A 21076-nucleotide genomic window follows, 5' to 3' on the forward strand; every position below is an offset into this window, starting at 1 on the left:
ATTGGCATTAACTATCAAGCACACTGTTGAGTTCTCAAGCAACCGACACGCACCGACTCCAACCCGTTTCCAGGCCTTCACTCGGGGCAACTTCTTAAACCTACCAGACCGGCTTCTTCGTTTCAAACCCGACCGAACCGGGTCAAAACTGGAAGATCGGCTCCGTCGTCCGTCCTGGAGGCGCGAGGCGACCAGTTCAAGATCTCGGATTCCAACCCCGGGAACAGCCACTTCGCGGCGGCTCCGAGGAGCTTCGCAGTGGTGTCTGTTTCTCCCTGCCGGGCTGACTTCGAGAACATTACGGGGACGTGAACCCCCAGGTCAACCTGGCCGGAGGTGACCCCGGTCACCGCCGCTCCGGACCGTCCGCACCCGCGCCCCGCGAGGTCCTGCGCGTCCGCCACCGCCCGCCGTTCCACCAGCGCCGAGCCACGCTCACTGGTTCTCGAGCGCTCCTCGGTACCGCTCTCCCAGCTCACGCACCGCGTCGCGTAGCTCCTGCGGGCCGACCACCTCGAAGGGCACGTCGAACATCCCGACCCACGCCGCGAGGCCGCGCCAGGACCACGAGCCGGCGACCAGGCGGGACCTGTCCGGACCGATCGCCTCGACCACGCCCTGGTCCCCGACCCACGGCGCCAGCGCGTCGGCCCGTGCGTGCAGCACCACCTCGCCCTCGGCGGGCCACCGGGGGCGCGAGAAGACGTGCGCGACGTACGTGGCGACGTCGGGCTCCTCGTCCGTGCCCTTCCGCCCGCTCCCGCCCCCAGCCCGAGCGCCCGCACCCGCGGGCACCGCCGGTAGCGCCCTCGGTGCGAACCGTGGCCCCGTCGGGGTCCTGGGCGTCATGCGGTCGACGCGGAACGTCCGCCAGTCCTCGCGCTCGAGGTCCCACGCGACGAGGTACCAGCGGCCTCCCCACGTCACGAGGTGGTGGGGTTCGACCCGCCGCGGGGGCCGGAAGGCCGCGTCGCCCGAGCCGAGCAGGGGCGAGGACCCGCCGTCGTAGTCGAAGCGCAGCCCCTCGCGTGCCCGCACGGCACTCCCCACCGCGACCAGGACGGACGGGTCCACGACCGGCCGCGCCACATCGCGCGCGGACCGGACCGCGGTCACCTCGAGCGCGTCGATGCGCCCGCGCAGCCGCGCCGGCATGACCTGGCGGATGGTCGCGAGCGCACGCCGCGCGGGTTCCTCGATCCCACCCACCTGGGCCGTCCGGAGGGCGACCGCGACCGCGACGGCCTGCTCGTCGTCGAACAGCAGGGGCGGGAGCTCGGCGCCCGCGTCGAGGCGGTACCCGCCGTCGGGCCCCTTGGTCGCGCGCACGGGGTAGCCGAGCTCGCGCAACCGGTCGACGTCGCGCCGCACCGTGCGCGGGCTGACGTGCAACCGGTCGGCAAGGGCCTCTCCGGGCCAGTCCCGACGGGCCTGGAGCAGGGAGAGCAGGGCGAGGAGGCGGGCCGAGGTCTCGAGCATGCTCCCAGCGTCGCACGAGGTAGCGGACAGAACCTGACCTCTACCCCCGACACGATGGAGGTATCACCCACTCCTGGAGGACACCGTGATCCACACCCGCTCCCTCACGAAGGACTTCGTCGTGAGCCGCCACGAGACCGTGCACGCCGTGCGCGGCATCTCGCTCGACATCGAGCCTGGCGAGCTCGTCGCCGTCCTGGGCCCCAACGGGGCCGGCAAGACCACGACCCTGCGCATGCTGACGACGCTCATCGCGCCCACCTCGGGCAGCGCGACCGTCGCGGGGTACGACGTCGTCGCGCACCCCGCGCAGGTCCGTCACCACATCGGGTACGTCGGGCAGGGCAACGCCGCGGGCCACAACCAGCGGGCCGTCGACGAGCTCGTGACGCAGGGCGTCGTGTACGGCCTCGACCGCCGGTCGGCCCGGCGCCGCGCCGACGAGCTGTTCGAGGCGCTCGACCTGACCGCGCTGCGCACCCGCAAGGTCGCGGACCTCTCAGGCGGGCAGCGACGCCGGCTCGACGTCGCGATGGGCCTGGTCCACGCACCCTCGCTCCTGTTCCTGGACGAGCCCTCGACCGGCCTCGACCCGCACAACCGCGCCAACCTGTGGGAGCACGTCCTGCGCATGCGCGCCGATGCGCTCGCGTCGACGGGCGAGCCCATGACGATCGTCCTGACGACGCACTACCTCGACGAGGCCGACACCATGGCCGAGCGCGTCGTGGTCGTCGACCACGGCGAGGTCATCGCGGACGACACCGCGGAGGCGCTCAAGACGGACCTCGCCGGGGACCGCGTGGTCCTCGAGACCGCCGGGCCCGACGACGGCGCTCGCCTCGCACAGCTCGTCTCCCGGGCCGACGGCGTCCGGGAGGTCGGGACCGACGAGACCCCGACCGGCGGCACGCAGGTCACCGCGCGCGTCACCGACGGCCCCGCGCTGCTCCCCGCGCTGCTGCGCGCGGCCGACCACGCGGGCATCACCGTGGCCACGGCCCAGGTCCACCGCCCGACGCTCGACGACGTGTTCCTCGCCCTGACGGGACGCAGCCTGCGCGAGCCGGGCGCCGCGGACAAGGACGGCGCCTCGGGCGCCGGCGACCGCTCGGGCGCAGCAGACCACGCCACCGCACGGACCACCGAGGGCGCCGCGCTCTCCGGGAAGGACGCAGCATGAGCACCGTCGACACCACCACCTCCGCCCCCGGCCGTGGGGCGCCCACGGGCACGCGCCACGGTGCCGGCCCGACGGCTGGACGTCCCGGCACCCGCCCCGGGGGCCCGGTCGCGCGCCTGGCCCGGGACACGAGCATCGTCCTGGTCCGCGAGCTGCGCCCGTTGCTCCACGACCCGTTCTCGGTCGTGTTCGGCCTGGTGCAGCCGCTCGTGTTCCTCGCGCTGTTCGGCCCCCTGCTCGTCGGCACGCTCAGCGGGCAGGACGGGGGTGCGGCCGGGACGCTGGGCGGCAGCGTCTGGCAGTGGTTCGTGCCCTCGATCCTCGTGATGACCACGCTGTTCGGCACCTCGACCACGGGCGCCAACCTCCAGCAGGAGCTCAACACCGGGGCGCACGAGCGCATGCTCGTCTCCCCGTTGTCCCGCCCGTCGCTGCTCGTGGGGCGCGCGCTCAAGGAGATGGTGCCGATCGCTGCGCAGTCGGTCGTGGTCGTGCTCGTGATGCTGCCGTTCGGGTTCGAGCTCTACCCCGTCGGCGCGGTGCTCGGGCTGCTCATGCTCGCGGTCTTCGGCGTCGGCATCGGGTCGCTCAGCTACGCCCTGGCCCTCGCGGTCCGCAAGCAGGAGTGGATGTTCTGGCTCGTGCAGCAGACGCTGCTCTTCCCGCTCATGATCCTGTCCGGGATGCTGCTGCCCCTCGAGACCGGGCCGGGGTGGATGCGCGCCGCGGCCCACCTCAACCCCCTGACCTACCTGGTCGACGCCGAGCGCTCGCTGTTCGCGGGCGACCTGACCTCGTCGGCCGCCGCCTGGGGATGGGTGGCCGCGGTGGTGACCGCCGCCGTCGGGCTGGCCGTGGGGATCCGGACCATGGTGCGCAGCACGGACTGACTCGTCACGCGGCCGGGCCCCGGCCGCGTCCAGGCGTCAGGCGTACTGCTCGCGGAACGCGTCCGTGAGCGTGGGCCCGCCGTCGCCCAGGCGCCACACGCTCCACCCGTCGGCGGTCGCGGTCCCCGACACCGCGACCGCTGCCGCGTCCGGGTGACGGAAGCGGGCGCCGTCGGTCAGCTCGATGAATCCGTCCGGGTACAGGACCGCCTCGAAGCGCTGCCCGCGGCGCGGGCGCGACCAGACGAGCGAGACCGGTGTCCCGAAGGACCGTGCGAGCGCGTGGAGGTCGGGGTCGTCGTCCGGGTCGTCGTCGAGAGCCGGCGCGGGCGGAGGCGGCGGGGAGGGCACGAGGCCCTGCCCGAGCGGGTCGATCGTGCTCAGGGCGTCGACCACGGGGACGTTCGCGGGCGGCTGGTAGGACAGCGGGTCGTACGCGGGCTCCTCGGCCTGGAAGGACTCGCGCGTCAGCACCGACTCGCGCGTCCGGATCGACTCGCGCGTCCGGATGGACTCCCGGGTCAGGATCGAGGACCGGCTGGGCGTGCGCGACGAGAGGGCGTCGTCGGTCGGGCTCGAGTACGCCGACGACGACGAGTAGCGGCCCTGCTCCGACGCCTCGTCGCCCGGAGGGCTCGCCAGCAGCGGGACGGGCGGGACGGTGGGCGGGTCGGGGAGGACGGTCGGAAGGCTCGGCACCGGGCCGGGGACGACCGGCGGGACGCTCAGCTCGAGGTCCGCAGGGACCGGAGCGGCGGGCACGGGCGCGGGGAGCACCGGGTCGAGGACGGGCTCGAGGCGCCCCGTCTCGGCCATCGACCCCGCGGACGAGCCGTAGAGAGTCTCCGCGACGTCGAGCTCGGTGCCGCGCCGACGGTCCGCGCGCGAGCGCTGCGTGACGATCGGCAGCTTGCCGGTCAGCGCGCGGCCCACCGCGACGCCCTCCGCGAAGTCGGCCGTGGCGGCCGCGGACCGGGTCCCGACCGCAGGACGCGCCGGCGCCGCCGGAACCGTCGAGCGCGACCTGCGCTCGGGGACCAGTGGCGAGACGTCGACGAACCGGCGGCCGTCCGCGCCGTGCATGACCCCGAGCTTGAGGACCGAGACAGACGACCCGGGCTGGCGCAGGAAGTCGAGGGCGTCCACGATCCCGTCCTCCGCGCTCGAGCAGATGACGATCAGGCGGGCCCCGGTGGCGCGCGACGTGGCTTGCGAGCGGGTCAGCGGGACGTTGTCGTAGAACGTCGAGACGTCCTGCTGGAAGCGCCCCGCACCCCCGGCGTAGCGGCTCGCGAGCTCGGCGCGCGTGAGCTGGCCGGCCCGGCCCGCATGGTTCATGGCCCGGGTGAGCGTCTCCTCGGTCAGCTCGGCGACGACCTCGATGACCACGGGCAGCCCGGCCGCGTCGAGTGCCAGGAGATGCGGCTCGTCGGTCGACGAGCCCTGCCGCACGGGGAAGATCTGCTCACCGAGCAGGCCGTCCAGGTGACCGTCGACCACGCGCTGCGCGACCGTGCCGAACCCCCCGCCCGCCGGCTGCGACGGGCGGACGAGAACTGGACGCTCGGCGTCCACCTCGAAGAGGGGCATCGTGGTCTCCTGCGACTTGTGACACGGCTCGTAACGCAGCCTCGAACACTGCCGGGGACGGCGGCGTTGCCGCATAGCCTACGACGCCCATGGGTGCACGCCGTAAACGCCCGTTTCACCCTGTGGGATGCCGGTGGCGCACGGTGCTCAGTCGCGCGCGAGGCGCTCCTCGACGCGCTCGACCTTGCCCGTCAGCTCCCCCGTGTGACCTGGGCGGATGTCCGCCTTGAGGACGAGGGAGACCCGGTGCCCGCCCGCACCGACCGCCTCCGTCGCGCGCTTGACGACGTCCATGACTTCATCCCATTCACCCTCGATCTCGGTGAACATCGACGTCGTCCGGTTGGGCAGCCCCGAGGCGCGGACGATGCGGACTGCCTCGGCGACGGAGTCGGTGACGGACTCGCCGGCACCGAGCGGGGCGACGGAGAAAGCGAAGATGGCCATGCGTCCATCATGCCGCGTCCCTGTCGGTCGGCGGGCGGCCCGCGCGGTGCACGCCCGCCGTCATCTTCTGCCAGGCCCCGTGGCGCGCCGTAGCGTGGTCGCATGGTCACCAGACGCAGCACGCAGACGGTCGGGGACGACGCGGTCGTGGCCGCGACGGGACAGCCCCGGGCAGCATGGTTCGAGCTCCTCGACGCGCAGGGCGCGACCGGGTGGACGCACACCCGGATCGCCACCTGGCTCGTCGAGGAGCAGGGGGTCGACGCGTGGTGGGCGCAGTCGCTCACGGTCGCGTACGAGCAGGAGCGCGGGATGCGCGAGCCCGGTCAGCGTGCCGACGGCACGTTCGACGTCTCGGTCACCAGGACCGTGGACGCGACGCCCGCTGCGGTCTACTCCCTCGTGTCCGACGACGCCGCTCGCGCCGCGTGGTTGGGTCCCGCCCTGGCGGAGGTCGGGGTCGCGGGCGACCTGGACGTCGTCGGGCGGACGATCGACCGGTCCGTCCGGCTGCGCTGGCCCACCGAGGCCGTGGGCGGGGCGACCGGCCGCGCACGCCGGGTGCTCCTGACCTTCGACGCGACGAGCCCGTGCGTTGCGGGCGGTCCCGGACCCGGGTGGGGGTGAGCTACTCGGGGGTGCCGACGCTCGACGAGGTGGCGCCGCTCAAGGAGTTCTGGAAGGGCCGGCTCGACGCGCTCGCGGCGCTGGTCTGACGCTCCGGCACGGGCTCGCCGCGCCGGGCGTCCTGCCCTGCACGTAGCGTGGGCCCCATGCGTATCGGAGCACACGTCGACCAGGCCGACGCCGTCAACCAGGCACGAGCGATCGGCGCCGACCAGGTCCAGGTCTTCCTGGGCGACCCGCAGGGCTGGAAGGGCGCCGAGTTCACGTACCCCGGTGGCGCCGAGGCCCTGCGCGCGGACGCGGCGGCCGCGGACCTCGACGTCTACGTGCACGCCCCGTACGTCATCAACGTCGCGAGCACCAACAACCGCATCCGCATCCCGAGCCGCAAGTCGCTCCAGAAGATCGTCGACGGCGCGGCGGAGATCGGCGCCAAGGGTGTGATCGTGCACGGCGGCCACGTGACCGCGGCCGACGACGTCGCGGTCGGCTACGACAACTGGCGCAAGGCGATCGACGCGCTCGACGCCAAGGTCCCCGTGCTGATCGAGAACACCGCAGGCGGGGCCAAGTCGATGGCCCGGACGATCGAGAGCATCGGGCGGCTGTGGGACGCGATCGGGGCCGCGGAGGGCGGCGACCACGTCGGGTTCACGCTCGACACGTGCCACGCCTGGGCGGGCGGGATCGACCTGAGCACCGCCGCGGACCAGGTGCGCGCCGTGACGGGGCGGATCGACCTGGTGCACGCGAACGACAGCCGGGACACGTTCGACTCGGGGGCCGACCGCCACGCGCACTTCGGCGACGGGCTCATCCCGCCCGACGAGCTGGTCGCGGTCATCGCCTCGGCCGGGGCGCCCGTCATCTGCGAGACGCACGGCGACATGGGCCCGGACATCGCCTGGCTGCGCTCGCGCCTGGGCTGAGAGGCCCGACGGCGCAGCTCACCGCGGGCGTCCGGGTGCGGTGGGCGTCGGCCGAGCATGCGGAGGGCGTCGGCCGAGCATGCGCCGGGCGTCCGTCCTCGGGTCGAGGACGAACGCCCGGCGCATGTCCGGCGAGAGGTCAGCCCGTGTTCTGCAGGCCGGCCGCGACGCCGTTGACCGTGAGCAGCAGCAGGTGCTGCAGACCGTCCTTGTACTGGCCCTCGGCGCCCGAGCGCAGGCCGCGCAGCGCGCGCAGCTGGAGCAGCGAGAGCGCGTCGACGTACGGGCTGCGGAGCTGGACCGCGCGGCCCAGGACACGGCGACCGGCCAACGGCCACTCGCTGCCGGAGATCTTGAGGACCCACTCGCGCGTCAGGCGCAGCTCCTCGAGGATCTTCGCGGCCAGGTCGTCACGGTCGCCGAGCGCGAGGTAGCGCTCCGCGATCCGCTCGTCGGCCTTGGCGAGCGACATCTCGACGTTGTCGATGAGCGTCGCGAACAGCGGCCAGTCGCGGTGCGCCTCGCGCAGCCGCTCGAGGTCGCCGAACTCGCGGAGCGAGGTGCCCAGGCCGTACCAGCCGGCCAGGTTGATGCGGGCCTGCGACCACGAGAAGACCCACGGGATGGCGCGCAGGTCCTCGAGCGACTCGACCGACAGGCCGCGGCGGGCCGGGCGCGAGCCGATCGGCAGCAGGCCGACCTCCTCGAGCGGGGTGACCTCGGAGAACCACTGCGGGAACCCCTCGCTACGGACGAGCGCGTGGAAGTGCTCGCGCGACGACGAGTCGAGCGCGGCGGCCACGTCGGCGAAGCGCGCGGTGGCCTCGGCGTTGCGGCGCTCGACCGACGGCGCGGAGGCGAGCAGCGTCGCGGCTGCCACCTGCTCGATGTGCCGGGCCGCGATGGTCGCGTCGCCGTAGCGGGCCGTGATGACCTCGCCCTGCTCGGTCAGCTTGAACCGGCCGTCGACCGAGCCCGGGGGCTGGGCCAGGACCGCGCGGTTCGCGGGGCCGCCGCCGCGCCCGAGCGCGCCACCACGGCCGTGGAACAGCGTCAGGTTGATCTCGTGGCGCTGCGCCCACTCGGCGATGCGGCTCTGCGCGGAGTGCAGCGCGAGCGTGGCCGAGACCGGGCCGACGTCCTTGGAGGAGTCCGAGTAGCCGAGCATGACCTCGACCTTGCGGCCGTTCTCCGCGAGCCGGCGCTGGACCTGGGGCAGCTCGAGCGAGGCCTCGAGGATCTCGACGCTCGCCTCGAGGTCGGCGAAGGTCTCGAACAGCGGGATCGCGTCGATCACGGGCGCGTCGTCGGCGCCGTCGAACGCGTGCTCGGCGAGCTGGTAGACCGCGGCCAGGTGCTCGGGCTTCTGCGTGAACGAGACGATGTAGCGGCGCGCGGCACGGATGCCGTAGCGCTGCTGGATCGAGCCGATCGCGCGGTAGGTGTCGAGGACCTCGCGCGTGCGGTCGGACAGCTGGCCGTGCACGCCGTGCTCCGCGATCTCCGCGAGGGCGGCCTCGTGGACCTGCGAGTGCTGACGGACCTCGAGCTCGGCCAGGTGGAACCCGAAGGTCTGGACCTGCCACACGAGCTGCTGCAGGTCGCCGTAGGCAGCGCGGGGCGCACCTGCCGCGATGAGCGAGTCCTGGACGACCTTGAGGTCCGCCTCGAGCTGCTCGGGCGTCTGGTACGCGAGGTCCGCGTCGCGCAGGCGCGTCGCGGCGACGCGGCGGGCCACGACGAGCATGACCGCGCGGTGCGGCTCGGACGGCGACTCGGACGCCGCCTCGGCAGTGATGGCCTCGGAGAGCTGACGCTGCTTCTGCCACAGCGAGCGCAGGCCGTCGGACGCGGGCGTGCCCTGCTCGTCGAGCGTGAGCGTGCGCCCGATCCGCTGGGCCGCCTGCTCGAGGGCCCGGAGCGCGTGGTCGGCCGCGATGGCCGCGGCCTGGCGCGTGGTCTCGGCGGTCACGTTCGGGTTGCCGTCGCGGTCGCCGCCGATCCAGGTGCCCAGGCGCACGAACGGTGCGGCGAGCGGGCGGTCGTGGCCGGCCTTGTCGGCCAGGAGCCAGTCGTCGAGGCGACGGTAGACGGTGGGGAACACCGAGAAGAGGGTCGCGTCGAACACGCTCATCGCGGTGCGGACCTCGTCGAGCGGGGTCGGCTTCGCGGCGCGGATCGGGGACGTGCGCCACAGGCCGTCGATCTCGGCGAGGAGCTTGCGCTCGTTCTCGGCGAGCGACGCGCCGCCGGTCGGCAGGCCGTCGCGCTCGGTCAGCAGCGCGGACAGGCGACGGATCGAGGCGGACACGGCCCGACGGCGGGCCTCGGTCGGGTGGGCCGTCAGGACCGGGCGGAACTCGAGCCGCTGGAGCCGGGCGAGCGCCTCGGCGTGACCGACCTCGTCCGCGAGCTGCGTGAAGGCCTCGGGCAGCGTGTCGTCGACCACGGACGGGGCCAGCTCGGCCTCGCGGTCGTGCAGGACACGCACCCGGTGGTGCTCCTCGGCGAGGTTCGCCAGGTGGAAGTAGACCGTGAACGCGCGGGCGACCTGCTCGGCGCGCTCGTGGCTGAAGCTCTCGACGAGGCGTTCGGCCTCCTCGAGCGCGGCGTCGGCGTGCTCGCCGTACGCGCGGATCGAGAGCTCGCGCAGGTGCTCGACGTCGTCGAGCAGCGCGGGGTCCCCCGTCTCCGTCAGGACCGTGCCGAGCAGTCGGCCGAGGAGGCGGACGTCGTCACGCAGCGGCGCCGGGACCTCGTGCCGGGCGCCCGTGCGGCCGTTGCCGTCGGTGGATTCGGGGGGAAGGTTGTCGCTCACAGGTCGGAAGCCTAAGTGCTCCGGGTCCCGGCGCGTCCATGCGTCTGCCTGGTGGTCGGTCCGGGTCGGCCCGCGAGGGGCTCCCGGACCGCGAGAGCGCGCCCCGGGGAGCGGTCGGTTCCCCGGGCAGCACGACGCCCGGGCGAGGAGACCTCGCCCGGGCGCGTGACGTCGTCGGGCCGGGGCGCGACCACCCTGCCGCCGCGACGGCCCTGCCGTGCCGTGTCAGTCCGTGTACGCGCCCTGCCACACCGTGTCGAACGGCGCGTGCGAGCTCACGCGCGCCTCGATCGCCTCGGTGACCAGCTGCTTCGCGACGCCCACCGCGCGCTCGACGTCGTTGCCCTTGGCGAGCTCCGCGGTGATGGCCGCTGCGAACGTGCAGCCCGCACCGCTCACGCGCTCCTCGCCCACCTTGGGCACGGAGAAGACCGTGATCTCCTGGCCGTCGAACAGGACGTCGACCGCGTCCGGGCCCGGCAGCTCGACGCCGCCCTTGACGACCACGAAGTCCGGACCCAGCGCGTGGATGCGCTCGGCGGCCTCGACCAGGTCGTCGACCGACTCGATCGTGTCCATGCCCGACAGGATCTTGGCCTCGAACACGTTGGGGGTGATGACCGTGGCGAACGGCAGGATCTTCTCGCGCAGCGCGGTGTCGGTGTCGAGGGCCGCGCCCGGCTCCTGGCCCTTGCAGATCAGGACCGGGTCGAGGACCACGTGGTGCCAGCGCTGGCTCGCGAGCGACTCGGCCACGACGTCGATCGTCGCGGGCGTGCCGAGCATGCCGATCTTCACGACGTCGAGGTCGTACGTACTGGTCGCGGCCTCGAACTGGTCCGCGATGACCTGCGGCTCGACCGGGACGAACCGGTGGCCCCAGTCGTTCTGGGGGTCGAACGACACGATGCACGTCAGGGTCCCGACGCCGTAGACGCCCAGCTCCTGGAACGTCTTGAGGTCGGCCTGGATACCGGCTCCCCCGGTGGCTTCCGATCCGGCGATGACGTACGCGAGGTTGACCATGGTGCTGCCTGTGTCCTTCGAGGAAGAGTGGTGGGACGGGGCCGAGCCCCCGGGAAAGCCTACGCCGCGCGGCTCACCGACCCGGGCGGACCAGCTCCGCCTCGTACGCGAGGATCACGAGCTGGACGCGGTTCGTGAGCCCCACCTTGGTCAGGAGCGAGCGCACGTGGCTCTTGACGGTCGCCTCCGAGAGGAAGAGCTCGTCCCCGATCTCCTTGTTGGACAGGCCGCGCGCCACGGCCAGCAGGACCTCGCGCTCGCGCGGGGTCGCGAGCTCGAGCCCCGACCCGACGCCGGGGGCGCTCGCGACGCCCGAGCCCGCGTGCCAGTCGGAGAGCTCGACGTACCGCTCGATGATCCTGCGCGTGACACCGGGGTCGAGCAGGCTGTCGCCCGCCCGCACGCGGTGGACCGCGCTCACGAGCGACTCCGGGTCGGCGTCCTTGAGCAGGAACCCCGCAGCCCCGGCCCGCAGCGCGCCGTAGACGTACTCGTCGTCGTCGAACGTCGTCAGGACGAGCGTGCGCACGCCCGCGAGCGCCGGGTCGGCGGAGATCTGGGCCGCTGCGTCGATCCCGTTGAGGTGGGGCATGCGCACGTCCATGAGGACGACGTCGGGCAGCAGGGCGCGGGCCATGCGGACGCCCTGGACGCCGTCGGCGGCCTCGCCCACGACCGTGATGTCGGGCTCGTTGTCGAGGATCATGCGCAGGCCCAGGCGGATGGTCGCCTGGTCGTCGACCACGACGACGCGCACGGGCTCGCTGAACGGCCGGCTCTCCGCGACGACGTGCAGGGTGGCGGGGGCCGGTGGGCGCCGGTCCTCCGGGCGGGGGAACGGGACGGGGCTGTGGCTCATGGGGTCTCCCGGGGCAGGACGGCCTGGACGCGCCAGCCGCCGCTCTGGTCGGGTCCTGCGGACAGCGTGCCGCCGCAGGACAGGGCTCGTTCGCGCATGTTCAGCAGGCCGTTGCCGCCGTGCAGGTCGGGGTTGTCGGGCAGGGGTGGCCCGGGGTCGCGGACCGCGACGCGCACGTACCCGGGCGTCGCGACGATCTCGAGGCTCAACCGCTGCGCGAGCGAGTGCAGCAGCACGTTGGTCAGGCCCTCCTGGGCGATGCGCACGACGGCGAGGCTGACCTCGGGCCGCAGGTCGCCCAGGTCGTCGGGCAGGTCGAGCTCGACGTCTCGGCCGGCCTCGGTCAGGCGGGCGGCCGCGGCCCGGACGTCGTCGAGCGCGGGGGCGGGGGCGAGGTCGAGCGCCTCACCGGTCTCGCGGCGCAGCACGTGCACGACCGAGCGCATCGAGGTCAGCGCCTTCTTGCCCTCCTCGGCGATCCAGGTGACCGCCTCGGCCGGGGCCTGGGGCTGGTTGGGCGCGACGCGGTCCGCGGCCTGCGCCCGGACGACGATCGCGGACATGTGGTGCGCGACGACGTCGTGCAGCTCGCGCGCGATGCGCGTGCGCTCGGCGTGCACCGCCTGCTGGGCCAGGGCACCCTGCAGGGCCGTGAGCTCCTCGTTGCGCTCGCGCAGGGCCTCGCCCGTCACCGCGATGCGCCGGACCATCCACCCGAGCGCCACGGCCGCGAGCGCCAGGGAGACCGTGGTGAGGATCCCCGAGGGCGACGACATGCTCACGACCTCCCAGTGCCCGTACCAGTGCAGGCTGCTCATGTGCAGCGACCAGCCCGACAGGACGACACCGAGCGCCGCGAGCGGTGGGGGGACTGCTCCCTCGCGGGTCGCGCCGAAGCCCGCCACGAGGAGCGGGACGAGATGGAACTGGTTGCTCAGGGCGTCGTCCTGGAAGAGCGGGTAGAACACCACGGTGACCCAGAAGACCCCACCGGGCGCGACCCTCCTCAGGGCCAGCGTCAGGACGAGCCAGGCGCCGGTCCACCAGTACGACCGGATGTCCCGGGGCATCCAGTAGTCCCCCTGGTACATGAACCAGACTCCGCCGAACCAGACCAGCCCGACCGCGAGCGCGACGAGGAGGTCCTGGGCCCGCTCGGGCGCACGGCGGGTGGGCTGCACGCTCCCACCGTATCCAGGACGGGCACGGCGGCGAGTCCGCCCTGGGGCTGGTGTCCGACGGCGCCGCGTCCGTCCCCGGGACCAACGCACCCGGGCGAGACGCGCCCTGTGGCGAGGGGGACGACGGCCCCGGGGGGCGATGCCCCGGGCAGGGGCGCGCGGCGAGGGTCGAGGCATGACCTTCGACGTCCCTCCCCCGCCCCCTGTCGCTGCCGGCTCCCGGCCCGTGCCGCCGAGCCCCGTGCCCCCACCCCCTCCGCCGGCCTTCGACTCGCTCGTGCCGGGCCCGGGCGCCGCGGGCCCACGACCTGCGCGACGTGGCAGGCCGCGAGCCCGGTCCGGTCGGGCGTGGCCGTCGGGTCGCTCGTCCGCGGGCTCGGCTCGTCGACCCCGGAGCCCCGCGGACCGCGTGTACGCCGCGGTCGTCGTCGCCGCGCTCGTCGCGTGCGGGGTCTCGGCGTACCGGCTGCTCGCGCCCGACACCCCGTCGTCCGGGGCCGGGGCCGTCTCCGAGGCCGGCCGTGGCGCCGGAGCAGCCCCGGACGCGACCGGCTCGGCGGCCGAGGCACCCGCGACCGGGCTCGATCCCGAGCTGGTCCGCCGGTTCGAGCAGGCGCAGGCGCTCGCGGCCGCGGACGGGATCGAGCTGACGCTCGTCTCGGGGTGGCGGTCGGCCGAGGAGCAGGCCCAGGTGGTCGAGGACGTGGTCCGCAAGCGTGGCTCGCTCGAGGAGGCCAAGCGGTGGGTCCTGCCCCCCGAGGCCTCGGCGCACGTGGCGGGCACGGCGATCGACGTCGGGGCGACCGACGGCGCGCTCTGGCTCGGCGAGCACGGCGCGGAGCTGGGCCTGTGCCGGACCTACGCGAACGAGATGTGGCACTTCGAGGCCGTCATCGAACCCGGCGGGACGTGCCCCGAGATGCACGAGGACTCGCGCGTGGGGTGGGAGTGAGGTCGGGGCGACCCCTTGGACGCGGTCCGGCTAGGGCGTCCCGGTCCGCGGTCCCGGCACGGGGCCGTCAGCTGAGGGGTGGCCCGTCGGGGTCGGGGGGTCCTCCGACGGGTCGGGAGCAGCCAGCATCTCGGGAGCGCTGCGCACCAGGAGCCACACGGGCAGGATCGCGATGCACAGCAGCGGCAGGACGCCCACGTCGCCCACGACCGCGACCGCGACGAACAGCGCGACCCACCCGTCGCGTCCCACGGCCAGCACGACCCCGAGCACCCCGCTCGCGATCGACAGTCCGAGCGGGATCCCCGGCAGCGCGGCGTTGACGGTGACGCCGGCCGCGACCCCGATGAACACCGCGGGGAAGATCCGCCCTCCCCGGAAGCCTGCGGCCGCGGCGACCACGAGCGCGACGAGCTTGATCGCGAAGATGAGCACGAGGTTCCACGTCGAGAAGTCGGCACGCTGCTGGACGAGCTCGAACGACTGCTCCGACCCCTTGAACAGCGTGAGCGGCCCGCCGATCGCCCCCAGGACGCCCAGCACCACGCCGCCGAGCGTCACGTAGAGCACGGGGTTGCGCATCGAGTGGAAGAAGCGGTGCACGTGCGGGAACGCGAGGACCCCGAGCAGCGCCAGGCCCGCCGCGGCGGTCGCGATCAGGAGGGAGGTCCCCACGTCGCCGATGTCCGGGATGCCGAGGTCGGGCAGGTCCATCGCGGCGAACGGGCGGCCGATCGCGTCCATGGTGATGGCGCCCGCACCGGCCGAGACGAGCGGCAGGAACAACCGGTCGAACAGCGGGCCCCCGCTGCGGAAGCCCGCGACGACCCCCGTGAACACGAGCGCGGCCGCGACCGGGGTGCCGAACAGCGCGCCGATCGTCGCTGACGCCGCGAGCATCACGACGAGGTCCGTGGGGACCTTGGGCCACAGCCGCGCGACGACGGCCACGAGCAGCGCGGTGTTGATCGCGATGATCGGGTTCTCCGGGCCCAGGCTCACGCCGCCGGCCAGCCCCAGGACCGTGACGATCACGAGGCTCGGCAGGACGTGCAGCGGCAGCGGGGGCGCGATGAGCTCGGTCGTCGCCGAGTCCCGGCCCCCGTGCCCCGGCACGAGCCACACGACCAGGCCCACGAGCAGCCCCGCGCCGGTCAGCATCGCGAAGATCCACCAGCGCGCGTCGGGGTCCACGCCCAGGGCGCCCGGCAGGTCCGTCCACAGGACGTCCTCGACCGCTGCGGACGCCTGGTCGAGCGCCCACAGCACGACCGCCGCGACGATCCCGATCAGCACGGCCGGGAGCGAGAGCTCGAGCAGCGTGCGCAGCGCGGGGGCGTCCGGCGGGCTGGGGGCGGGCGTCGGTGGAGGCGTGGCTGACGCGTCGTCGTGCCGGTCGGGCATGCGCCCAGCGTGGCACGCAGGGCGCGAGCGCGCCCGGGGAGGGCCCATGGCCCCGGGAGGAGGATCGGAAGACCCGACGACGGCGCATCAGCCCCCGGGCTGAACCCGCCCCGCGCGGACCGCACCCACGGGCCGAGGTGCGAGCCGCCGTCGGGCCGATGTCCCTCTCCCCTCCCCCTTGGGAGGGTCGAGACGTGACCCTCCGCAACGACGCGCGCACCGCGCAGAGCCGCCGACCCGCGTGGGCCGCGCCGTGGCCCGACGCAACCACGCGAGCGGCCGCGCCCGCCTCCCCGTCGACCGGCCAGCGCCGCGCACGCCTCGTGACCTACGGGCTCGTCCTCGCTCTCCTGCTCACCGCCGCCGTCGAGGCCGAGCTGTGGCCGTTCACGGCGTACCGGCTCTTCAGCGAGGTGCGCACGGGCACGACGGTGAGCCTCGACCTCGTGGCCGCGACCGCCGAGGGGGACGTCGTCGTGCGGCCGGCCGACCGCGCCGCCCCCCTCGCCACCACGACCCGCCAGTACCAGGACCTTGCGGGCGCCGCGCCCGACCGGCGTCAGGAGATGGTGACGGCCTGGCTGGGGCTGGCCGGGATCGACCCCCGGACCGTGCGCTCGGTGCGGCTCGAGCGCACCGTGCGGACCCTGCCCGCGGGGGCCGACCAGTGGGTCGAGCGGTCCCGCGAGACGGTCCTGGACGTCACACCGTGAGCGGTGCCGCCGGGTCGTCGCTGCGCCGGACCGCGCTCGCCGTCGACCGGGCGCTGCTCGCCCCCGGCCCGGCGCACCGGCTGCTCGAGGTCCGCACGCTGCTCGCGCTCGTGATCGGTCTGCGTCTGGCCACGCGCGACTGGACCGCGATCGCCCGCCGCCCCGTGGCGCTCACCGACCACGGCAACGTCATGGGCTGGCTGGCCCTGACCCCGCCCGCGTGGCTGCTCGTCGCGGTCCAGGTCGCGGGGCTCACGGGTGTCGCGCTCGTCGTCGCGCACCGCAGGGGGCGTGCCGGGTTCGTGCTCGCGTGGTGCACCTACACCGCGCTCACCGCCCTGTGGGGCAGCTCGGGCAAGGTGCTGCACAACGACGTCCTGACCGTCACGGTCGCGGTCGCGCTGCTGCTCGCCGCCGATCCACCACGCCCCGCGCGCACCGCGCTGCGTGGCTCGGCCTGGGGATGGCCGCCGCGGGCTGCCCTCGCGACCCTCGCCACGGTGTACTTCCTGACCGGAGCGCAGAAGCTGCGGCACAGCGGCCCCGAGTGGGTCTTCAGCGACAACATGTCCTGGGTGCTGCGCCAGGGAGCGGGCGGGTCCCCGTTCGGCGCCCGGTGGGTCCAGACCGTCGCGGACCAGCCCGTGCTCACGCAGGCCCTCGCGGGCGGGGCGCTCGCGCTCGAGCTCACGGCTCCCCTGTGGCTCGCGATCCGGGTCACGCGGATCCCGTTCGTGCTCGCGGTCGCCGCGATGCACGGCAGCATCTGGGTGTTCCTCGGGCTGGACTACTCGGCGTGGGTCCTGACGGCGGCCGCGGTCGCGGTTCCCCTCGCGCTGCGGCCCGACCAGCGGCTGCTCGGTGGTGTGATCAGCCCTGGCAGGGGCACGGGTCGGCGGCCCGGGACGGGGGCCGAGGGCGCCGAGGCCCCCGGGGCGCCCGGGGCGCCCGACGACGAGGAGCGGCCGGTGGTGCTCGTCTGCTGGTGGGTCGCTCAGCTCGTGCGACGCAGCCGGGCGCCGAGCGCGTAGGCCCCGACGACCGTCGCGGCGGCGACCAGGACCACGTCCTTGAGCACGTACTGCCCCAGGAGCGTCATGCCCGAGCCGAACAGCTCGTCGAAGAACAGGACCGTCGGGGCGAGGATGCCCACGAACGCGCCGGCCAGGACCACGAGGCCCGCGCGCAGCAGGTACCCCGTGACGAGCGTGATCCCGATGAAGCACTCGACGACCGCCGTGCCGACCACGGCGACCGAGCCGTGGACCAGCCCGAGGGTCAGGGTGTCGATCGTGCGCTCGGCGACGACCTCGGCCGGGCTGGCCCCGGGGAAGAACTTCAGGATCCCGAACCCGAGGAAGACCAGCCCGAGCGAGACGCGCAGCGCCGGGACGGACCAGCGGGTCAGGAGGCGAGCGAGGGCGTCGACGGCGTCGCTCAGGTGGGTGGAGACGGAGCCTCGGCGGGAGATCGCCGGGCCGTCGACGGAGAGGGTGGACATGGACGTGCCTTTCTGGATGTGGTGGGTTGTCGGCGCCTCGTCGTCGGGCGCACATCCAGAAGGAGACCGCGGACCGGGTGAGTGATGCGGGTCACACCGCGTTTTCACCCGGTCGGCGCGGCTACCGGCCGAACATCTGCGCGAACGAGGGCACGCCGTCGAACATGCCCGTCGTGGTGCGCGGGTCGCGGGCCGCGACCGTGCCCGCGAGCTCCTTGGCCGCCCTGCGGATACGGGCCGGGAGCGGGCCCGCGCCGTCCGTGCTGTCACCCTCGGCGGCCCAGTCGTCCGTGGCCGCGAACACCGACGTCGTCGCGACGTCCGCGTGCAGGTACGTGAACAGCGGGCGCATCGAGTACTCGACGGCCAGCGAGTGGCGCGACGTGCCGCCCGTCGCACCCAGCAGCACGGGCACGCCCTGGAGCGAGTCCTTGTCGAGGATGTCGACGAAGGACTTGAAGAGCCCCGAGTAGGTGGTCGTGAACAGCGGGGTGACCAGGACGAGCGCGTCGGCGCCCGTGACCTTCTCGATCACCTCGGCGAGGTCGCCGCTCGCGAAGCCCGTGAGCATCGCGTCGGTGATGGCGTGGGCGACGTCGCGCAGCTCGACCGTCGTGACCTCAGCGGCCACGCCCAGGTCGCCGAGCGCGGCCACCGTGGCGGCGGAGAGACGGTCGGCGAGCAGGCGGGTCGAGGACGGCTGGCCGAGGCCGGCGGAGATCGCGACGATCTGGCGAGCGGTCATGAGGTGGTGCTCCTGGTTCGTGAGTGTTCTTCGAGTGTGCCGCACGATGCGTGCGGCGGGCGGTGCGTGGCGCTCTCGTGGCCTGCCGGGTGGTGCTGGGGTCCGGGCCGCCCCTGGCCACAAGGGCGGCCCGGGCCGCCCGGGGTCTCCCCCGGGCGGGCGTCCGGTCAGAGACCGAACGCGGAGCCCTTGCGGGCGGTGTCCACGGCGCCCTCGGCGGCCTCTGCCGCCTGGATGTCGTCTTCTGCGGTCTTGCCCGTCCAGTGGTCGGCGGCCGCGACGACCTGCTCCGCGATCTTGCCCTCGGCACGGGCCTTCGCGACGCGCTGGGCGTGGCTCGGCGGGTCGCTCGGGACGTGGGCGGGACGCTTGGCCTCCATCTCCTTGCGGAGCACGGGGACGACCTCGCCGGCCAGCAGGTCGATCTGCTCGAGGACCGTCTTGAGCGGCAGGCCCGCGTGGTCCATGAGGAAGAGCTGGCGCTGGTAGTCGCCGACGTGCTCGCGCATGGCGCCGTAGCGGTCGATGACCTCCTGCGGGCTGCCCACGGTCAACGGCGTCTGCGCGCTGAAGTCCTCGAGCGACGGGCCGTGCCCGTAGACGGGCGCGTTGTCGAAGTAGGGCCGGAACTCGCGCACCGCGTCCTGCGAGTTCTTGCGCATGAAGACCTGGCCGCCGAGCCCGACGATCGCCTGGTCCGCCTGTCCGTGCCCGTAGTGCTCGAAGCGCTGGCGGTAGTACTGGACCATCTGCTGGGTGTGGCTGATGGGCCAGAAGATGTTGTTGTGGAAGAAGCCGTCACCGTAGTAGGCGGCCTGCTCGGCGATCTCCGGGGTGCGGATCGAGCCGTGCCACACGAAGGGTGCGACGCCGTCGAGCGGGCGCGGCGTGGCCGTGAAGCCCTGGAGCGGAGTGCGGTACTTGCCCTGCCAGTCCACGACCTCCTCCTCCCAGAGGCGGCGCAGCAGCGCGTAGTTCTCGATCGCGAGGTTGACGCCCTCGCGGATGTCCTTGCCGAACCACGGGTAGACGGGGCCGGTGTTGCCGCGGCCCATCATGAGGTCCATGCGACCGTCCGAGATGACCTGGAGCATCGCGTAGTCCTCGGCGATCTTCACCGGGTCGTTCGTGGTGATGAGCGTCGTGGAGGTCGACAGGATGATGTTCTTCGTCTGCCCGGCGAGGTAGCCGAGCATGGTCGTGGGGGACGACGGGACGAACGGGGGGTTGTGGTGCTCACCCGTGGCGAACACGTCGAGGCCGGCCTCGTCCGCGTGCTTCGCGATGGTGAGCATGGACCGCACGCGCTCGGTGTCGTTGGGCGTGCGACCGGTGACGGGGTCGGTGGTGACGTCGCCGACGGTGAAGATTCCGAACTGCATGGGGGTTGCTCCCTCGTCCTACAAGTTGATGCATTTGCATGTACTTGGAGGAGAACCGGGAGGGTGCCGAGGTTATTCCCCGTGCCAGGGAGTGGCGTGGGTCACTCCGGGCGCGGCGCGTACATGATGACCGCGACCCCCACGAGGCACAGCAGCGCGCCGGCCACGTCCCAGCGGTCGGGCCGGAAACCGTCGACCGCCATGCCCCACACGAGCGACCCCGCGACGAACACTCCCCCGTACGCCGCGAGGATCCGCCCGAAGCTCGCGTCCGGCTGGAGCGTCGCGAAGAACCCGTAGAGCCCGAGCGCGACGATCCCCGCCCCGATCCACACCCACCCCTTGTGCTCACGGACGCCCTGCCAGACCAGCCACGCGCCACCGATCTCGAACAGCGCGGCAGCACCGAACAGCAGGATCGAGCGCAGGACGGTCACGGGGTCTCCTCGGGGTCGCGCGGGCAGCGGGGCGAGCGGCGCTCGGCAGCGCACCACATCTTCGCGCACAGTCCCCTCACAGGCTCCGGGACCAGACTGGCGAGAGGCCACAGCCCCGAGGACCGGAGACCCGATGCCCGACGCCACGCACCCCACCGCCCAGCCGGGTGGCGCACACAGCGCGACGGAAGCGCGCCTCGCGCCGCCCGGGTCCGTCGAGACGTCCGTCGAGACGCCCGCCATGGCGCCGCACGTGACCGTCCGGCGCGCGCGCTTCGTCGACGTGCCCGGCGTCGCCCGGCTGCTCACGGCCGACCACCCCGTGGTCGACCTCGACGGCGACGGCCGTCCCGACGCTCCCGTCGACCCCGAGCAGCTCTCGTCCGCGACGCGCCTGGTCCTGAGCCACGGGATCCTCGAGCAGGGCGAGATCTGGGTCGCCGAGGACACCGACGGGCTCCGGGCCGCGACCGTGTGGCTACCCCCTGAGGTCCCCGCCTTCGAGGACGAGCTCCGCGAGGTCCTGGTCCGCGAGGTGGGCGTCGACCCGCTCGACGAGCCGGCCGACGACGAGCCGGTCCGTGTCGCGACCCGCCAGGCGCTGGGCGTCGCGCAGTCCGCGATCGCCGACGCGCTCGACGCCGTGCGCCCGCGCCTCGTCCTCGTCGCGGCGGCCGTGGCCCCCGACGTCGAGGGCGCGGACCGGACGGACACGCTGCGCCGCCTCGTCGACGCGCCCGCGAGCGCCCAGCACTCCCTCGACGGGCTCCCCGTGGACGGGCCCCTGTTCACGGCGATCGTCGACCCGGCACGCGTCGAGGGGATGCGGTCGATCGGGTTCGTCGAGCACCGCAGCGTCGGGCTCGAGCACGGGACGCTGTGGATCGGCGTGCGGGCCTGAGGCTCGCCCGCG

At 73.8% G+C, this 21076-nt stretch carries 20 protein-coding genes; 8 read left to right on the top strand and 12 right to left on the bottom strand.

Annotation, left to right across the window (positions count from 1 at the left end):
* Positions 1-435: 435 nt before the first annotated feature.
* A complete protein-coding gene (locus tag ACFWGN_RS02010; RefSeq protein ID WP_377615456.1) occupies positions 436-1479 on the bottom strand; it encodes a helix-turn-helix transcriptional regulator in 1044 nt (347 codons plus the stop codon).
* An 85-nt stretch (positions 1480-1564) separates the two neighbouring features.
* Between ACFWGN_RS02010 and ACFWGN_RS02015 the strand changes: the two genes are divergently transcribed.
* Together ACFWGN_RS02015 and ACFWGN_RS02020 are read left to right on the top strand one after the other, a co-directional pair.
* A complete protein-coding gene (locus tag ACFWGN_RS02015) occupies positions 1565-2662 on the top strand; it encodes an ATP-binding cassette domain-containing protein (RefSeq protein WP_377615457.1) in 1098 nt (365 codons plus the stop codon).
* The gene (locus ACFWGN_RS02020) at positions 2659-3552 is read left to right on the top strand and encodes an ABC transporter permease (RefSeq protein ID WP_377615458.1); all 894 of its coding nucleotides are present in this window, start codon (positions 2659-2661) and stop codon (positions 3550-3552) included. Before ACFWGN_RS02015 ends, ACFWGN_RS02020 begins: the two co-directional genes overlap by 4 nt.
* Positions 3553-3588: 36 nt before the next feature.
* Here the strand turns inward: ACFWGN_RS02020 and ACFWGN_RS02025 are convergent, their stop codons facing one another.
* Entirely contained in the window at positions 3589-5142 is a 1554-nt protein-coding gene (locus ACFWGN_RS02025; protein ID WP_377615459.1) for a hypothetical protein, read from the bottom strand.
* A gap of 147 nt (positions 5143-5289) precedes the next feature.
* A complete protein-coding gene (locus ACFWGN_RS02030; protein ID WP_068627689.1) occupies positions 5290-5589 on the bottom strand; it encodes an MTH1187 family thiamine-binding protein in 300 nt (99 codons plus the stop codon).
* Between the two features lie 102 nt (positions 5590-5691).
* Here ACFWGN_RS02030 and ACFWGN_RS02035 point away from each other — a divergent pair, with 102 nt between their 5' ends.
* On the top strand, positions 5692-6216 hold the full coding sequence (locus tag ACFWGN_RS02035) for a hypothetical protein (protein ID WP_377615460.1): 525 nt from the start codon (positions 5692-5694) through the stop codon (positions 6214-6216).
* A gap of 146 nt (positions 6217-6362) precedes the next feature.
* Positions 6363-7145, top strand: coding sequence for a deoxyribonuclease IV (locus ACFWGN_RS02040; protein ID WP_377615461.1), 783 nt, complete (start codon positions 6363-6365; stop codon positions 7143-7145).
* Positions 7146-7284: 139 nt separating this feature from the next.
* Here the strand turns inward: ACFWGN_RS02040 and ACFWGN_RS02045 are convergent, their stop codons facing one another.
* The 4 genes from ACFWGN_RS02045 to ACFWGN_RS02060 all read right to left on the bottom strand — a co-directional run bounded on the left by ACFWGN_RS02045 (position 7285) and on the right by ACFWGN_RS02060 (position 13029).
* Complete coding sequence (locus ACFWGN_RS02045) at positions 7285-9963, bottom strand: phosphoenolpyruvate carboxylase (protein WP_377615462.1); 2679 nt, start codon at positions 9961-9963, stop codon at positions 7285-7287.
* Positions 9964-10188: 225 nt separating this feature from the next.
* Entirely contained in the window at positions 10189-10989 is an 801-nt protein-coding gene (thiD, locus tag ACFWGN_RS02050) for a bifunctional hydroxymethylpyrimidine kinase/phosphomethylpyrimidine kinase (protein WP_191801566.1), read from the bottom strand.
* A gap of 73 nt (positions 10990-11062) precedes the next feature.
* Positions 11063-11848: a response regulator gene (locus tag ACFWGN_RS02055; protein ID WP_377615463.1), complete on the bottom strand. Its 786-nt coding sequence runs from the start codon at positions 11846-11848 to the stop codon at positions 11063-11065.
* A complete protein-coding gene (locus ACFWGN_RS02060; protein ID WP_377615464.1) occupies positions 11845-13029 on the bottom strand; it encodes a sensor histidine kinase in 1185 nt (394 codons plus the stop codon). Before ACFWGN_RS02060 ends, ACFWGN_RS02055 begins: the two co-directional genes overlap by 4 nt.
* A gap of 409 nt (positions 13030-13438) precedes the next feature.
* On the opposite strand from ACFWGN_RS02060, the gene ACFWGN_RS02065 reads away from it, so the two are divergent.
* Positions 13439-13981 (top strand): M15 family metallopeptidase, encoded by a 543-nt coding sequence (locus tag ACFWGN_RS02065; RefSeq protein WP_377615465.1) that lies wholly within the window; start codon positions 13439-13441, stop codon positions 13979-13981.
* Between the two features lie 30 nt (positions 13982-14011).
* On the opposite strand, the gene ACFWGN_RS02070 is transcribed toward ACFWGN_RS02065, so the two are convergent.
* Entirely contained in the window at positions 14012-15385 is a 1374-nt protein-coding gene (locus tag ACFWGN_RS02070) for an ion channel protein (RefSeq protein WP_377615466.1), read from the bottom strand.
* 194 nt (positions 15386-15579) lie between these two features.
* On the opposite strand from ACFWGN_RS02070, the gene ACFWGN_RS02075 reads away from it, so the two are divergent.
* Positions 15580-16098 (top strand): hypothetical protein, encoded by a 519-nt coding sequence (locus ACFWGN_RS02075; RefSeq protein ID WP_377615467.1) that lies wholly within the window; start codon positions 15580-15582, stop codon positions 16096-16098.
* On the top strand, positions 16095-17129 hold the full coding sequence (locus ACFWGN_RS02080) for a hypothetical protein (RefSeq protein WP_377615468.1): 1035 nt from the start codon (positions 16095-16097) through the stop codon (positions 17127-17129). Before ACFWGN_RS02075 ends, ACFWGN_RS02080 begins: the two co-directional genes overlap by 4 nt.
* Here ACFWGN_RS02080 and ACFWGN_RS02085 read toward each other — a convergent pair.
* From ACFWGN_RS02085 to ACFWGN_RS02100, 4 genes are all read right to left on the bottom strand, one after another.
* A complete protein-coding gene (locus ACFWGN_RS02085; protein ID WP_191801573.1) occupies positions 17093-17599 on the bottom strand; it encodes a DoxX family membrane protein in 507 nt (168 codons plus the stop codon). The genes ACFWGN_RS02080 and ACFWGN_RS02085 overlap by 37 nt on opposite strands.
* A gap of 121 nt (positions 17600-17720) precedes the next feature.
* Positions 17721-18344: an FMN reductase gene (locus ACFWGN_RS02090; RefSeq protein WP_377615469.1), complete on the bottom strand. Its 624-nt coding sequence runs from the start codon at positions 18342-18344 to the stop codon at positions 17721-17723.
* A 167-nt stretch (positions 18345-18511) separates the two neighbouring features.
* A complete protein-coding gene (locus ACFWGN_RS02095; protein ID WP_377615470.1) occupies positions 18512-19726 on the bottom strand; it encodes an LLM class flavin-dependent oxidoreductase in 1215 nt (404 codons plus the stop codon).
* Positions 19727-19827: 101 nt separating this feature from the next.
* A complete protein-coding gene (locus tag ACFWGN_RS02100) occupies positions 19828-20163 on the bottom strand; it encodes a YnfA family protein (RefSeq protein ID WP_377615471.1) in 336 nt (111 codons plus the stop codon).
* 133 nt (positions 20164-20296) lie between these two features.
* Here ACFWGN_RS02100 and ACFWGN_RS02105 point away from each other — a divergent pair, with 133 nt between their 5' ends.
* Positions 20297-21064, top strand: a complete 768-nt coding sequence (locus ACFWGN_RS02105) for a hypothetical protein (protein WP_377615472.1) — start codon at positions 20297-20299, stop codon at positions 21062-21064.
* Positions 21065-21076 lie beyond the last annotated feature (12 nt).

The organism is Oerskovia sp. NPDC060338 (genome assembly GCF_042726295.1).
GTDB lineage: Bacteria > Actinomycetota > Actinomycetes > Actinomycetales > Cellulomonadaceae > Oerskovia > Oerskovia merdavium.

What these genes read in the sequence shown, in the direction of transcription:
- ACFWGN_RS02010 (WP_377615456.1), bottom strand. Translation starts at nt 1,479, where the DNA reads ATGCTCGAGACCTCGGCCCGCCTCCTCGCCCTGCTCTCCCTGCTCCAG.
- ACFWGN_RS02020 (WP_377615458.1), top strand. Translation starts at nt 2,659, where the DNA reads ATGAGCACCGTCGACACCACCACCTCCGCCCCCGGCCGTGGGGCGCCC.
- ACFWGN_RS02025 (WP_377615459.1), bottom strand. Translation starts at nt 5,142, where the DNA reads ATGCCCCTCTTCGAGGTGGACGCCGAGCGTCCAGTTCTCGTCCGCCCG.
- ACFWGN_RS02030 (WP_068627689.1), bottom strand. Translation starts at nt 5,589, where the DNA reads ATGGCCATCTTCGCTTTCTCCGTCGCCCCGCTCGGTGCCGGCGAGTCC.
- ACFWGN_RS02035 (WP_377615460.1), top strand. Translation starts at nt 5,692, where the DNA reads ATGGTCACCAGACGCAGCACGCAGACGGTCGGGGACGACGCGGTCGTG.
- ACFWGN_RS02040 (WP_377615461.1), top strand. Translation starts at nt 6,363, where the DNA reads ATGCGTATCGGAGCACACGTCGACCAGGCCGACGCCGTCAACCAGGCA.
- thiD (WP_191801566.1), bottom strand. Translation starts at nt 10,989, where the DNA reads ATGGTCAACCTCGCGTACGTCATCGCCGGATCGGAAGCCACCGGGGGA.
- ACFWGN_RS02055 (WP_377615463.1), bottom strand. Translation starts at nt 11,848, where the DNA reads ATGAGCCACAGCCCCGTCCCGTTCCCCCGCCCGGAGGACCGGCGCCCA.
- ACFWGN_RS02070 (WP_377615466.1), bottom strand. Translation starts at nt 15,385, where the DNA reads ATGCCCGACCGGCACGACGACGCGTCAGCCACGCCTCCACCGACGCCC.
- ACFWGN_RS02085 (WP_191801573.1), bottom strand. Translation starts at nt 17,599, where the DNA reads ATGTCCACCCTCTCCGTCGACGGCCCGGCGATCTCCCGCCGAGGCTCC.
- ACFWGN_RS02090 (WP_377615469.1), bottom strand. Translation starts at nt 18,344, where the DNA reads ATGACCGCTCGCCAGATCGTCGCGATCTCCGCCGGCCTCGGCCAGCCG.
- ACFWGN_RS02095 (WP_377615470.1), bottom strand. Translation starts at nt 19,726, where the DNA reads ATGCAGTTCGGAATCTTCACCGTCGGCGACGTCACCACCGACCCCGTC.
- ACFWGN_RS02105 (WP_377615472.1), top strand. Translation starts at nt 20,297, where the DNA reads ATGCCCGACGCCACGCACCCCACCGCCCAGCCGGGTGGCGCACACAGC.